Raw genomic sequence first — 13,743 nt, 5'->3', positions numbered from 1 at the left:
TGCAGCGCTGCCCGTCATGTTGCCGGGGCATTTTGACGGAAAGCGCTGCCGGATGCTTCTATTCTATGGCGGATCGCCTGATGCAGGGTTGACACTTGCCCAACGCGATCGGTTCACCCTGATTGCGGGCGCTGGGGACGATGGGGGCGTTCAGCCACGCCGCGCGTTCAACACCACCTGGGTCACCACGCCCGCCACCAGCCCCCAGAACGCCGAGCCGATCGACAGCAAGGTCAGCCCGGAGGCCGTCACCATGAACGTCACCAGCGCCGCTTCGCGCTGCCTGACGTCCTGCATGGCATTGGCGAGGCCGCTCATGATCGAGCCGAACAGCGCCAGCGCCGCGACGGACACGACCAGCGCCTTCGGCAACGCCGCGAACAGCGCGGCGATGGTCGCGCCGAACACCCCGGCGATCAGATAGAAAATGCCGCACCAGACCGCCGCGGTGTAACGCTTGTCGCGGTTTTCGTGCGCTTCGGGGCCGGTGCAGATCGCCGCCGTGATCGCCGCAAGATTGATGCCGTGCGAGCCGAACGGCGCGAGCAGCAGCGAGGCGAGGCCGGTCGTCGAAATCAGCGGCGCCGACGGTGTGGTGTAACCGTCCGCGCGCAGCACGGCGATGCCCGGCACGTTCTGCGACGCCATCGCGACGACGAACAGCGGAATGCCGATGCTGACGCTGGCGGCCAGCGAAAACGCCGGCATCGTGAATACCGGATGCGCGAGCGCCACGTGAAAGCGGCTGAAATCGAGCAGGCCGAGCCCACCGGCCGCCGCCGTGCCGACGATCAGCGTCGTCACGATCGCGTAGCGCGGGGCCAGCCGTTTGACGATCAGATAGGTGAAGAACATGGTCAGCACGAGCGCGGTCTGGAATTGCGCGGCGCGGAAAATCTCAATGCCGATCTCGAACAGAATCCCCGCCAGCAACGCCGAGGCGATGCCGGCCGGGATTTTTTTCATCAGCGTGTCGAACCAGCCGGTCAGACCGACCACCGTCAGCAGCACCGCGCAGACGATAAACGCGCCGATCGCCTCGGGATACGCCACATGCGGCAGCGACGACACCAGCAGCGCCGCGCCGGGCGTCGACCAGGCAATCACGATCGGCGCGCGAAAGCGTAGCGACAGGCCGATCGTGCAGACGGCCATGCCGATCGACAGCGCCCAGATCCACGACGAAATCTGTGCATCGCTCAGATGCGCGGCCTGACCCGCCTGGAACATCAGCACGAGCGAGCTGGTATAGCCGGTCATCATCGCGACGAAACCGGCGACGATGGTGGACAGCGAGGTGTCGGCGAACGGGTTGGAACGTCCCGGCGGCGTGGCGGACGGGGACAAATCGGGGGAGGAAGACGGACGCATGCGGCAGCTTTCTTATAGTTGAAGATCAAGCAGGTGAAGATAAGGCACGAACGGATTTATTTGCTCAGCGTGCGCATGGCGGTCTCCAACCCGGCGAGCGTGAGCGGAAACATGCGGTGGCCGAGCACTTCGCGGATCGCGCTGACCGACTGGCGATACGCCCACAGCCCTTCCGGTTCGGGATTGAGCCACGCGTGATGCGGGAAGTGGTCCGCCAGACGCCGTAGCCAGACCGCGCCGGCCTCGGGATTGTTGTATTCGACCGAGCCGCCCGGCTGCAGCACTTCGTAAGGGCTCATGGTCGCGTCGCCGACGAAGATCAGCTTGTAGTCGGCCGTGAACTTGTGCAGCACGTCCCACGTCGGCATGCGCTCGGCGTGACGGCGGCGGTTGTTCTTCCACAAAAAATCGTACACACAGTTGTGGAAGTAATAGAACTCGAGGTGCTTGAACTCGGCCTTGGCGGCGGAGAACAGTTCCTCGACGCGCTTGATGTGGTCGTCCATCGAGCCGCCCACGTCGAGCAGCATCAGCACTTTCACCTTGTTGTGCCGCTCCGGGACCATCTTCAGATCGAGCCAGCCGGCGTTCGCGGCGGTGCTGCGGATCGTGTCGGGCAGGTCGAGTTCTTCGGCGGCGCCTTCGCGCGCGAAGCGGCGCAGACGGCGCAGCGCCACCTTGATATTGCGCGTGCCGATTTCGACCTGGTCGTCGTAGTCGCGATAGGCGCGCGATTCCCACACTTTCACCGCGGTGCGGTTGCCCGCCGCGTCGCCGCCGATGCGCACGCCTTCCGGGTTATAGCCGCCGTTGCCGAACGGCGAGGTGCCGCCGGTGCCGATCCATTTGCTGCCGCCTTCGTGGCGCTCTTTCTGTTCGTCGAACAGTTCCTTGAGGCGCTCCATCAGCTTGTCAAGGCCGCCCATGGCTTCGATCTGCGCTTTTTCCTCCGGCGACAGATCGCGTTGCAGCTTCTTCTTCAGCCAGTCGAGCGGGACGTCGAAGGCCAGTTCCGAGGCTTTCGCGACGCCGTTGAAATAAGCGCCGAATGCCTGGTCGAACTTGTCGAAGTACTGCTCGTCTTTCACCAGCGTGATGCGCGACAGGTAGTAGAACTCGTCGAGCGACGGCGCGATCACGTTGGCCTTGAGCGCCTCGAGCAGCGTCAGATATTCCTTTACCGACACCGGCAGCTTGGCGGCGCGCAGCGAGTAGAAGAAGTCGATCAGCATGCGGGGTCCTCGGCGGCGGGTGGTCGGTGTGACGGGCTCATCGGTGGCGGGTGGCGTTGCATCGGCGCCTGCGCGGCGCCGGCTCAGGCGCGCGTCAGGCGGGCATCAACGGTTGTTGCGGTTCATGAAGATCAGCCGTTCGAACAGGCTCACGTCCTGTTCGTTCTTCAGCAGCGCGCCGTGCAGCGGCGGGATGATCTGCTTCTGGTCGGTCGAGCGCAGCGCTTCGGGCGGAAGGTCCTCGGCGAGCAGCAGCTTGAGCCAGTCGAGCAGTTCCGAGGTGGACGGCTTCTTCTTCAGGCCGGCGACATTGCGCAGTTCGAAAAAGCTCTGCATGGCCGCGGCCAGCAGTTCTTTCTTGATGCCGGGGTAGTGCACCTCGACGATCTGCTGCATGGTGACCGGATCGGGAAACTTGATGTAGTGGAAAAAGCAGCGGCGCAGAAAGGCGTCGGGCAATTCCTTCTCGTTGTTCGACGTGATGATCACGAGCGGGCGATGTTTCGCGCGGATCAGCTCGTGCGTCTCGTACACGTAGAACTCCATGCGGTCGAGTTCGCGCAACAGATCGTTCGGAAATTCGATGTCGGCCTTGTCGATCTCGTCGATCAGCAGCACGACCTGCTCGTCCGCCTCGAACGCCTGCCACAGCACGCCCTTCACGATGTAATTGCGGATGTCCTTGACGCGTTCGTCGCCGAGTTGCGAATCGCGCAGGCGCGACACCGCGTCGTACTCGTAGAGCCCTTGCTGGGCCTTGGTGGTGGACTTGATGTGCCACTGCAGCAACGGCATGCCGAGTGCGGCGGCGACTTCTTCCGCGAGCATGGTCTTGCCGGTGCCGGGCTCGCCTTTGATGAGCAGCGGGCGCTTCAGCGTCATCGCGGCGTTGACCGCGAGCTTGAGGTCGTCGGTGGCGACGTACTGCGATGAGCCTTCGAAACGCATGGCGAGATGCTCTTTTTTGGGAAAAAACCCAGTATAAGTCAGAAGGCCTGTTGGCCTGAAACGGGCTCGCGTAAGGTGTGACCCGCGATGCCGTACGGCGGAGCAAAGCGGCGCTAGCGCTGGCTTTGCGGCGGGCGGACGGGCCGCTCACCCCGCTCGGTGGACGTTTCGCGCGACGTCGCGGTACAATTAGCCCGATTTTTTTGGCCTGCGTGGCTACCCTATAAGAAGAACGGCGCGGGCCGTTGCCTTTTTGGGCGCCCGTTCCCCTCATGCCAGGTTACATGCTATGAATAAATTCGTCGGCAAACACGTCGTGATCGCAGCGCTGTCGGTGCTCGCGGGCTATGCGGCCAGTGTGCAGGCAGCGGATGTCGTCGGCAATGCCAAGGCGGGTCAAGGCAAGGTCGCAATGTGTATCGGCTGCCACGGCATTCCCGAATACCGCACGGCTTACCCTGAGGTGTACCGCGTGCCCATGCTAGGCGGCCAGAATCAGCAGTACCTCGAAAACGCCATGCACGGCTACAAGAAGGGCGACCGCCACTTCGAAACCATGCATGCGATCACCACGTCGCTGTCTGATCAGGACATCGCCGACATCGCCGCTTACTACGCAGCGCAAAATTCCTCTTCGAAAAGCAATCCCGACAAGTGATCGGCCGCGGTCGTCCGTCTAGTCACCCGGTTAATCAATTCGCGGGATAGGAGAATTCATGAATAAGCCACAACAGGCACTCCACACGGTGTTCAAGGCTGCATGCGCGTCGGCGGCAGTAATCGGTCTGGTTGCAGCGAACCTCGCGCACGCCGCCGACGCCGGCAACGGCAAGGTGCTGGCCGACGCCCACAACTGCGCGGCTTGTCACGGCGTCAATCTGAACAAGCCGGTGAGCCCGGAATATCCGAAGCTCGCCGGTCAGCACGCCGATTACGTCTACTGGGCGCTGCGCCAATACCAGATGGGCAACGGCAACCCGCACCTCGGTCGCAACAACGCGATCATGCAGGCGCAGGTGCAGAGCTTGTCGCAAGGCGATATGAAAGACATCGCGGCGTATGTCGAATCGCTGAACGGCGATCTGGTGCAGAAGAAGTAAGCGCGTCCGGCTGGTTGCCGCGTGGCTTCCGGAATGAAAAACACCCCGCTTCGGCGGGGTGTTTGCTTTTGGGGCGTCAGTTTTGGGTTTGTCTCGGGCGTCAGTCTGGGGCGTCAGTCGCGGGTGGCGCGCCGCTCGATACGTTGCAGATACGCGTCCGTGTCCGGCGGCGTGCCGGTGCGCTGCGCTTCCCAGATGGTCTCGCCGAGGCAGTCCATGATCGCGTGCTGCGCCTCGTGAGTGGAACCGAGGCGCGCGGCCAGCCGCTCGTGCGCCGCGCGAATGCCGGGCGGCTGGTCGATCGACAACTGCTCGGTGATCGCCAGGTGCATCGACAGATGCAGGAACGGATTGGTCTGGCCGCGCTCGGGCGAGTAGTCCTGAGCCTGCGCGGCGTCGCCGTCGGTGAGGTCGGCGTGGTACTCGGGATGCTCGACGATCCAGTCGGCGGCGATCGCCTCCAGCGGCGTCAGAATTTCGCCTTGACGCTGTTTGCGCCAGGTGTCGGTGAAAAAGAGGCGGACTTCATCGCGGCTGGGATTGAACATCATGGGACCGGTGCTGTGGGTGGGGTGTCATGTGGGCCGATGAGGCGCCCGTGCAACCCGATATTTTACGCTGGGGCCGGGCGCGGCGCTGGCGGCGCGGCGCTCAGAGGTCCGGCGGCGGCGTCTTCGGCCGGAACTCGCAGAGCGGTTCGATCGTGCAATGCCAGCATTCGGGCTTGCGCGCCTTGCACACATAGCGGCCGTGCAGGATCAGCCAGTGGTGCGCGTCCTGCTTGAACTCGGCGGGCGTGAATTTCTCCAGCGCCGCTTCGACCGTGCGCACGTCTTTGCCGGGCGCCAGACCGGTTCGATTGGCAACCCGAAAGATGTGCGTATCGACGGCGATGGTCGGATGACCGAACGCGGTGTTCAGAATGACGTTGGCGGTTTTGCGGCCGACGCCCGGCAGGCTTTCGAGCGCTTCGCGATCTTCGGGCACTTCGCCGCCGAACTGGTCGAGCAGAATCCGGCAGGTCGCGATGACGTTTTTGGCCTTGGTCCGGTACAGGCCGATGGTCCTGATATACCCGACCACGCCTTCCTCGCCGAGATCGAACACTTGCTGCGGCGTGTTCGCGACCGGAAACATCTTGCGCATCGCCTTGTTGACCGACACGTCGGTAGCTTGCGCCGACAGCAGCACGGCGATCAGCAGTTCGAACGGTGAGGTGTACTCGAGCTCGGTGGTCGGATGCGGGTTGAGACTCTGAAGCGTTTCGTAGATGGCGCGGCGTTTGTTCGCGTTCATGCTGGGTGAGCGTGCGGGTGCGGTTGCTGTTAGTGCGGCTTGGACGACGGGCCGGTTTTCGCGGCGCCGTCGGCGGGTGTGGCGTTGGCCGTTGTGTCGTCGCTCTGGCCGGCGCCGGCGTTGCCCACGGCGAGTTCGAGACGGCGGCGGCGTGCTTCGGCGGCGTCGATCTGCGCTTGCACGTCCGCGCTGACCTGCTCGGTGTTCAGCGGCCCCTGGCCTTTGGCGGCCAACTCTTCTTTCTTCTTGCGAGCCCGTTCGAGCGCGGCCTGGATGATCGCGCGTTTCTTCGCGTCGGCGTCTTCCACGGCGGCCGCCGCAGGTGCAACCGAGGCGCCGGCTTCAACCGTTTGGGCCACTGCGATAGTGGCGCCGCTACCGCCTCGCCGCGCTGCAGCACGCGCTTCGGCGGCTTCGCGTTCGCGTGCAAGGCGTGCTTCGCGCCGGTTATGGCGCTCGCGTGCCGCGTCGGCCTGGCTCTGGCTCCACGCGTCCCAACCGGTTGCCGCGCCGGTGACCGGCGGCAGCGCAATGCAGTCGACGGGGCAGGGCGGCACGCACAGATCGCAGCCGGTGCAGCGTTCGGCGATCACCGTATGCATCTGTTTCGGTGCGCCAACTATCGCGTCCACCGGACACGCCTGCATGCACAACGTACAGCCGATGCAAACCTGTTCGTCGATAACCGCCAACGGCCGCGGCCTTTCCATGCCATTGGCGGAATTGAGCGGAATCGCCGGTTTGCCGAGCAACGCGGCGAGACGCGCGATACCTTCGGCGCCGCCCGGCGGGCACTGGTTATACAGGGCCGCGCCGCTCGCGACGGCCTCGGCATAAGGCCGGCACGCGGGATAACCGCACTTCGTGCATTGCGTCTGGGGGAGCAGATCTTCGATGCGATCTGCGAGTGTTTTATTGTCTGTCACGGTCACGACGTTGGAGCTTGGCTTGCGGCCGAACAGCTTGAACTAAATAGCACATTATCGCCGATTTCCCCAATTGCCATCCGCAATCCATGTGCCATAATCGAAGCGCTTTTTCGAAAGACCGCAGAAGGGTGTCCCCCAACCATGGCGCGCCCGTTCAACGCTGTCGGTGCAAGGTCCGAGGAGAGACCGGCGGCGCGATCCGGATAACGCGGCTCACGAAGATGATGCCACCATGAATCAGCCGAAAATCAAAAGAGATCCTGAAGGCACGCGGCGCCGCATTCTGCTTGCGGCGGCTGAAGAGTTTGCAAATGGTGGGCTATTCGGCGCGCGCGTCGATCAGATCGCCCGCCGCGCGGAGACGAATGAACGCATGCTCTATTACTACTTCGGTAGCAAGGAGCAGCTTTTTACTGCCGTACTCGAGCACGCGTTCAGCGCGCTCAACGAAGCGGAACGCACGCTCGAACTGGCCGGTATTGCGCCGGTCGAGGCGGTCACGCGGCTCGCGCATTTTGTTTGGGATTACTACCGCGATCATCCCGAACTGCTGCGTCTCATCAACAACGAAAATCTGCATGAAGCACGCTACATGCAGAAGTCGACGCGCATCCGCGAAATGATCTCGCCGATCGTCGCCACGCTCGGCGGCATTCTCGAGCGGGGTCAACGCGCGGGTCTGTTTCGCACCAACGTCGATCCGTTGCGCTTTTATGTGACGCTGTCCGGCATGGGTTATTACATCGTGTCGAACCGCTTCACGCTCGAGGCCACCCTCGGCCGCGATTTCAGCAGCGCGTCCGAACGCAGCGAAGTGATTCAGATGAACACCGAGTTGCTGCTCGCGTATCTGTTGCGAAAGTAGCGGCGAATATCGCGGTGGGTGTAATGCCGCGGTATTCGCGCGGTATTCCTAACCGTCGTACTCGCGTCATCACTTGCCGGCTTTATCAACGACAACGGCCTCCGAAGAGGCCGTTGTGAGTGACTACGCGCTGGGTGTTCGGTCCAGTCAGGCTTCGACTTTTTCCTTCACGACCTTCGGCGCCTTGTTGTGCGCGAGGATAAAGTCGCGCAACTGCGGATAGATGATGGTGCGCCAGCGGCGTCCGGAGAAAATGCCGTAGTGTCCGCACTTTTCCGCGGTGAAGTGACGCTTGTCCTTCTCCGGAATGCCGGTGCACAGATCGTGCGCGGCATAGGTCTGGCCGTCGCCGGAAATGTCGTCGAGCTCGCCTTCGATCGTGAACAGCGCGGTCTTCGTGATGTCCTGCGGACGCACGCGTTCACCCGACACGTCCCACGTGCCTTCGGCCAGATTGAAGTCCTGGAACACCACGCGGATCGTGTCGAGATAGTAATCGGCGTCCATGTCGAGCACGGCGTTGTACTCGTCGTAGAAACGGCGATGCGCTTCGGCGTCGTCTTCGTCGCCGCGCAGCAGGCTCTGGTAGAAGTCCCAGTGCGAAGCGGCATGACGTTCCGGGTTCATTGCGACGAAACCGGTGTGCTGCAGAAAGCCCGGGTAAACCTTACGGCCCACGCCCGGATAATTCGGCGGCACCGTGAAGATCACGTTGTTTTCGAACCATCCGTACGAGTGCTGCGTGGCGAGCGAGTTGACCGAGGTCGGGCTCTTGCGCGCGTCGATCGGGCCACCCATCATCGTCATGGTGCGCGGCGTTTCTTCGCCGCGGCTCGCCATCAGCGAAATGGCGGCGAGCACCGGCACCGTGGGTTGGCAAACCGAGATGACGTGCAGATTCTTCGCGCCGATGTGGCGGATGAATTCCTGAATGTAGGCGACGTAATCGTCCAGATGGAACTCGCCGGCTTCGAGCGGCACCATGCGGGCATCGATCCAGTCGGTCAGGTAGACCTTGTGATCCTGCAACAACGTGCGCACGGTATCGCGCAGCAAGGTGGCGTGGTGGCCCGACAACGGCGCGCACACCAGCACGATCGGCTCATCTTTCAATTGGGTAACAGCGTCGCTGTCGTCCGCGAAACGCTTGAAGCGCATCAGGCGGCAAAACGGTTTCTCGACGATCGTTTGTTCGATGATCGGAATGTTGTGGCCGTCTTTGACAATCTGATGAAGGTTGAACTCAGGCTTTTCGTAATCTTTGCCGAGCCGGTAAAGCAGTTCGTAACCGGCCGAGAGGCGCGTGGCGCCGGGCACATAAGCTAGCGGGCTGGCGGGATTCGCGAATGATTTGGAAGCGGCCTGAGCCCAGGCGGTGAGAGGGCTCAACATCGCCCGCTGGAATTCGTGCAATTGGTAGAGCATGGGTGCTCCGTTTCAAGGCGGTTCGCATGGGGCTTCGCAAACACGCGTGTGGCGTTGTGGCGGGCCAAATTGGTTGTGGGCGCATTGATTTTCGGCCGACAATCTGTCCGATCATATCGAACAACGCTTACTTGTGCAATGCAGCAATTTGCGTACTGCATGCACGCAAACTGTCATTAAATCATGCTACTGGCGATGCTGCTCCGCCGCTATCGGGGCTTGCCTCAGCCTCAAGTTCCGGTTGTCCGGTGCCGTTATGCGGCGGCTGTCCGGTCGCCTGGGCCATCTGCTGCTCGTGTTTCATCAGGTTCAGGCCGGTGTGCACCAGCGCCACATGCGAAAACGCCTGCGGGAAATTGCCGACGAGGCGCTTCGTCGCCGGATCGTATTCTTCCGCGAGCAAGCCGACGTCGTTGGCGAGCGCGAGCAGCCGCTCGTACATGGCGATTGCTTCGTCGAGGCGGCCTTGCAGCGCGAGGTTGTCCACCATCCAGAACGAGCACGCGAGAAACGTGCCTTCGCCGGGCGGCAGGCCGTCGTCGAATTCGGTGGTGCGGTAGCGCATCACGAAGCCGTCGTGCATCAGATTTTTTTCGATTGCCGCGACCGTGCCTTTGACGCGCGGATCGTCGGGCGGCAGAAAGCCGACCAGCGGCATCAGCAACACGCTGGCGTCGAGTTGATCGCTGCCGTACGACTGTGCGAACGCGTTGAGCGTCGGATTCCACGCCTGTTCGCAGACCTGCGCATGAATCGTGGCGCGGGTGGCGCGCCATGCGTCGAGCGGCCCGTCGAGTTGGAACATTTCCGCCGAACGGATCGCGCGGTCGAATGCGACCCACGCCATCACCTTCGAGAACGTGAAGTGCTGGCGGCCGCCGCGGGTTTCCCAGATGCCTTCGTCGGGTTCCTGCCAGATCGTGTCGAGGTGGCTCAGCAGCGCGCGCTGCACGTTCCACGCGGTGTCGTCCGCCTGCAGGCCGCCGACCCGCGCCAGATGCAGCGCGTTCATTACTTCGCCGTACACGTCGAGCTGACGCTGGCCGACCGCGTTGTTGCCGATCCGCACCGGCTTCGCGTCCTGATAGCCCGGCAGCCAGTCGATCTCGAACTCGGGCAAACGCCGCTCGCCGGCAATGCCGTACATGATCTGCAACTGATCCGGCGCGCCGGCCATCACGCGGCCTAGCCAACTGCGCCACGCGCGCGCTTCGTCGAAGTAGCCGCCGCGCATCATCGCGAGCAACGTGATGGTGGCGTCGCGCAGCCAGCAGTAGCGGTAGTCCCAATTGCGCGTGCCGCCAAGCTGTTCCGGCAGCGACGTGGTGGGCGCGGCGACAATGCCGCCGGTCGGCTCATAGGCGAGCGCCTTCAGCGTGATCAGCGAGCGGCGGATCGGCTCGGCCCAGCGTCCTTCGACGGTGCCGCGCGCCGACCATTCGAGCCAGTGATTTTCGGTGCGTGCGAGCGATGTATGCGGATCGCGCGCGGGCGGAATGCGCAAGTGTGAGGGCGCGTAGGCGAGCGAAAACGGCACGCGTTCGCCTTCCTTCACGGTGAATTCGGCGACGGTTTTCATATCCTCGCCGCGCAATTCGACGGGCGTGCGCAGCACGGCGGTGTCCGGCCCGACGATCGCCTTGATGCCGTTGTCGTGCTTCAGCCGATCGACCCACGGCACCGAAAAACCGTAGTCGAAGCGCAGCACCAGTTCCATTTTCATGCGCACGGTGCCGCGTTTGCCGACGACGATACGCACCATCTCCGACCAGCCGTTGCCCGGCGGCATGAAGTCGATCAGCGTGACGGCGCCCTCGGGCGTCTCGATGTCGGTTTCGAGAATCAGGGTTTCGCCGCGATACCGGCGCGTGAAGGTGGGCGGGGTGGGCGCGCCGTCGGTGATCGGCGCGATCAGCCAGCGGCCGTTGTCGGGCGTGCCGAGCAGGGCGGCGAAGCAGGCGCCGGAGTCGAAACGCGGCCAGCAGAGCCAGTCGACGGAGCCGTCGCGGGAGACGAGCGCGGCCGTGTGGCCGTCGCCGATAAGCGCATAGTCTTCGATGAGTGCGGGCATGGAATAGCGTGTCAGAGTGACGCACGGCGAGCACCGCCGCGCGCGAGGTCGTGGTTATTACCGGACTCGCCTAATGCGCTTTGGTTCATCGGGCAATACCGCGAAACGCGGGTTGGTAAATTGTCAAATCCCTGCCTACAATCGGATTTCGAGCCGATGCCCGGAACGCTCCGGATCGTGATCGGCCTTGCCCCTGGCGCAACCAGACGCCGCCTCCGAGGATCCGAACGATGCTGAACCCGTCGAAAACCGATTGCATCACCATACTCTCCGCCGCCAGCAAGGTGGCCGACGATTCGATGTTGTCTCTCGATCATGGCCGGTTGGGCCTAAGCCGCAACGGCATGTTGACGGCCATGGCCTTTCTGGTCGAACGGGCCTGCTTCCGCCGCTATCAACACGGTGACGGCCATTATGCCGTTGGCGGATTGTCGTTGCAGGGGCGTCTGCGTCTCGATCAGCTTTCGAACGGCTGACTGTCCGGCTGACGGCCGGTCCGACTACCGGCCGCATGACGAACTGACGCTGAAGCGCGCTCGCGCGTGAGGCATGCGCGAGTTGCGCGTTGCCCCTTCACCCTGAACCAACGCACGACCGGATTCAAATGCCGGTCGTGCGTTTTCGTGCGTCCATGGGCTGCGTTCGTTCGCGGCCGGTCCGCTGTCTCTGGTTCAGAAACTCAGAAATGCGTCGACCCCATGCCGAAGATCCCGATGATGCCGATGATGATCAGATAGAGCGCGACGATGTAGTTCAACAGGCGCGGCATGACGAGAATCAGAATGCCGGCGATCAACGAAACGAGCGGGCCCAGGCTGAGTGTGACGTTCATGAAGACTCCATAGTGTGAGACGCGTGAGTAACGGTTGAAAAAGGATTGAAAAAGATTGAAAAAATGCCCCGTCAGGCGGGACACTATTTACCTATTCAGCTTCGCATGCAGCAGCCTGCGAGTCGACCGGATTCGCTGCATGATCCGACACAACGCTTCTATACTGCTTCGACAAGAACAACGCTCGACCCATCGCGCGGCAGACCAGAGACACCATTACAACCGATTCACCGAATAACCGATGTCCAGGAGGTCTCAATGCTTCGTCGTCACCGGGCCGCTCAGCGTGCCGTCGCGGATTCTCATCAGCCTGCCGCTGCTACAGACGCGGCTCAATCCACTTCATGGCGTGCGGGGCGGCCTACTCCGTTGCGCTCCGCCCGCTCGATAATAAAAGGTTTCGCGCTCATGGTCTCGATTGTTGCAACGCATGCGTTTGCGCAAGATTCCGGCCCGGTCCCGGCCGATGGTGTTTACGACATGCTGGTCGGTACTTACACCGGCGGCACGAGCCAAGGGCTCTACGTCTATCGCTTCGACACGAAGACGGGCGAGGCAACGCGCGTCTCGGTCGCGCAAACGGTCAACCCGTCGTATCTGGTGGTGAGCCGCGACCGCCGCTTCGTCTACGCGGTCAACGAATTGCCCGGCGACAACGGCCCGGCTTCGCAGCGCGGCGGCATCAGCGCATTTCGCTTCGACGCTGCGCGCGGGCAACTGAGCTTCCTCAACAAGGTCTCGTCGGACGGCAACGATCCGTGCTATCTGAGCCTGTCGCCGGACGGCAAGTATCTGCTGACGGCGAACTACTCGGTCGCGGCCGATCCGGGCGGCAGCTTCGCGGTGTTCCCGTTGCAGGACGACGGCCAGGTCGGCGCGTCGGTGCTGACCGTGCATCATGAAGGCGGCGGTCCGGTGAAGGGACGGCAGGACAATTCGCACGTGCACTCCACGGTGTTCTCGCCGGACGGCCACTATCTGTTCGCGCAAGACCTCGGCGCCGACAAGCTGTACTCGTACCGCTACACGCCGGACGGCAGCCGCGGCCTGTTCGGTCCGACCGACTGGCGCTACACGCAGGAGAAGGCGGGTACGGGACCGCGGCATCTCGTGTTCGGCGCCAACGGCAAGCAGGCGTATCTGACGAGCGAACTGGCGGGCACGGTCAGCACGTTCAATTACGACGACGGCAAGCTCACGCAGGTGCAGACGCTTTCGCTGACCGAGCCGGGCTTCAAGGGCGCGGTGGGCGGCTCGGCGATCCATCTGTCGCCTGATGGGCGCTTTCTCTACGCGTCCAATCGCGGCGACGCGAACGACATCGTGATCTTCTCGGTGGACCCGGCCAATGGGCATCTGAAGAAGATCGGCCATCAGTCGAGCCTCGGCAAGTCGCCGCGCGAGTTCGCGATCGATCCGACCGGCAACTGGCTGATCGTCGGCAATCAGAATAGCGGCACGGTGTATGTGTTCAGGCGCGATCAGCAGAGTGGCTTGCTCGAGGCGAACCCGAAGCGGATCGAGATCGATTCGCCGGTGGATTTCAAGCTGGTGTCGCCGTCGTGATGACGCGTGCGGCGTGTGATTCGACTACACGCGTTGGATGAAAAAACGGGCCGCTCAAATTCGAGCGGCCCGTTTTGCTTTGGCTCCGTGTTTCGCTTTCGATCGTGC

Annotated in this window: 14 protein-coding genes; 5 read left to right on the top strand and 9 right to left on the bottom strand. The window is 62.9% G+C overall.

Going from position 1 to position 13,743, the window contains the following annotated elements; genetic code table 11:
* Window positions 1-150: 150 nt before the first annotated feature.
* From GGD40_RS07655 to GGD40_RS07645, 3 genes are all read right to left on the bottom strand, one after another.
* Window positions 151-1,371, bottom strand: coding sequence for a benzoate/H(+) symporter BenE family transporter (locus GGD40_RS07655; protein WP_179743269.1), 1,221 nt, complete (start codon window positions 1,369-1,371; stop codon window positions 151-153).
* Between the two features lie 56 nt (window positions 1,372-1,427).
* On the bottom strand, window positions 1,428-2,603 hold the full coding sequence (locus tag GGD40_RS07650) for a vWA domain-containing protein (RefSeq protein WP_179743268.1): 1,176 nt from the start codon (window positions 2,601-2,603) through the stop codon (window positions 1,428-1,430).
* A gap of 105 nt (window positions 2,604-2,708) precedes the next feature.
* Complete coding sequence (locus GGD40_RS07645; RefSeq protein WP_179706035.1) at window positions 2,709-3,551, bottom strand: AAA family ATPase; 843 nt, start codon at window positions 3,549-3,551, stop codon at window positions 2,709-2,711.
* Window positions 3,552-3,840: 289 nt separating this feature from the next.
* Between GGD40_RS07645 and GGD40_RS07640 the strand changes: the two genes are divergently transcribed.
* Both GGD40_RS07640 and GGD40_RS07635 read left to right on the top strand, forming a co-directional pair.
* Window positions 3,841-4,209 carry a c-type cytochrome gene (locus GGD40_RS07640; RefSeq protein WP_035551998.1) on the top strand — a complete coding sequence of 123 codons (369 nt, stop codon included), beginning with the start codon at window positions 3,841-3,843 and terminating at the stop codon, window positions 4,207-4,209.
* 58 nt (window positions 4,210-4,267) lie between these two features.
* Window positions 4,268-4,651, top strand: coding sequence for a c-type cytochrome (locus tag GGD40_RS07635; RefSeq protein ID WP_035551995.1), 384 nt, complete (start codon window positions 4,268-4,270; stop codon window positions 4,649-4,651).
* Between the two features lie 113 nt (window positions 4,652-4,764).
* Here the strand turns inward: GGD40_RS07635 and GGD40_RS07630 are convergent, their stop codons facing one another.
* The 3 genes from GGD40_RS07630 to rsxB form a co-directional block, all read right to left on the bottom strand.
* A complete protein-coding gene (locus GGD40_RS07630; RefSeq protein WP_035551992.1) occupies window positions 4,765-5,199 on the bottom strand; it encodes a DUF1841 family protein in 435 nt (144 codons plus the stop codon).
* Between the two features lie 103 nt (window positions 5,200-5,302).
* Window positions 5,303-5,947, bottom strand: coding sequence for an endonuclease III (gene nth, locus GGD40_RS07625; RefSeq protein WP_179743267.1), 645 nt, complete (start codon window positions 5,945-5,947; stop codon window positions 5,303-5,305).
* A 29-nt stretch (window positions 5,948-5,976) separates the two neighbouring features.
* Window positions 5,977-6,873 (bottom strand): electron transport complex subunit RsxB, encoded by an 897-nt coding sequence (gene rsxB / locus GGD40_RS07620; protein ID WP_179743266.1) that lies wholly within the window; start codon window positions 6,871-6,873, stop codon window positions 5,977-5,979.
* Between the two features lie 235 nt (window positions 6,874-7,108).
* Here rsxB and GGD40_RS07615 point away from each other — a divergent pair, with 235 nt between their 5' ends.
* Window positions 7,109-7,741: a TetR/AcrR family transcriptional regulator gene (locus GGD40_RS07615; protein ID WP_179706028.1), complete on the top strand. Its 633-nt coding sequence runs from the start codon at window positions 7,109-7,111 to the stop codon at window positions 7,739-7,741.
* A 147-nt stretch (window positions 7,742-7,888) separates the two neighbouring features.
* On the opposite strand, the gene GGD40_RS07610 is transcribed toward GGD40_RS07615, so the two are convergent.
* Together GGD40_RS07610 and GGD40_RS07605 are read right to left on the bottom strand one after the other, a co-directional pair.
* Window positions 7,889-9,166, bottom strand: a complete 1,278-nt coding sequence (locus tag GGD40_RS07610) for a polyhydroxyalkanoate depolymerase (protein WP_179706026.1) — start codon at window positions 9,164-9,166, stop codon at window positions 7,889-7,891.
* A gap of 181 nt (window positions 9,167-9,347) precedes the next feature.
* Window positions 9,348-11,237 carry a glycoside hydrolase family 15 protein gene (locus GGD40_RS07605; protein WP_179743265.1) on the bottom strand — a complete coding sequence of 630 codons (1,890 nt, stop codon included), beginning with the start codon at window positions 11,235-11,237 and terminating at the stop codon, window positions 9,348-9,350.
* A gap of 230 nt (window positions 11,238-11,467) precedes the next feature.
* Here GGD40_RS07605 and GGD40_RS07600 point away from each other — a divergent pair, with 230 nt between their 5' ends.
* Window positions 11,468-11,713, top strand: coding sequence for a hypothetical protein (locus GGD40_RS07600; RefSeq protein ID WP_179706023.1), 246 nt, complete (start codon window positions 11,468-11,470; stop codon window positions 11,711-11,713).
* A 203-nt stretch (window positions 11,714-11,916) separates the two neighbouring features.
* Here the strand turns inward: GGD40_RS07600 and GGD40_RS07595 are convergent, their stop codons facing one another.
* Window positions 11,917-12,069, bottom strand: a complete 153-nt coding sequence (locus GGD40_RS07595) for a DUF3096 domain-containing protein (RefSeq protein WP_081935917.1) — start codon at window positions 12,067-12,069, stop codon at window positions 11,917-11,919.
* A gap of 258 nt (window positions 12,070-12,327) precedes the next feature.
* Here GGD40_RS07595 and GGD40_RS07590 point away from each other — a divergent pair, with 258 nt between their 5' ends.
* A complete protein-coding gene (locus GGD40_RS07590; protein ID WP_179743264.1) occupies window positions 12,328-13,635 on the top strand; it encodes a lactonase family protein in 1,308 nt (435 codons plus the stop codon).
* The last annotated feature ends 108 nt before the right edge of the window (window positions 13,636-13,743 follow it).

The organism is Paraburkholderia bryophila (assembly GCF_013409255.1).
GTDB lineage: Bacteria > Pseudomonadota > Gammaproteobacteria > Burkholderiales > Burkholderiaceae > Paraburkholderia.
The sequence above is the reverse complement of the archived record's forward strand: the minus strand, read 5'-3'. Positions and strand labels throughout refer to the sequence as shown.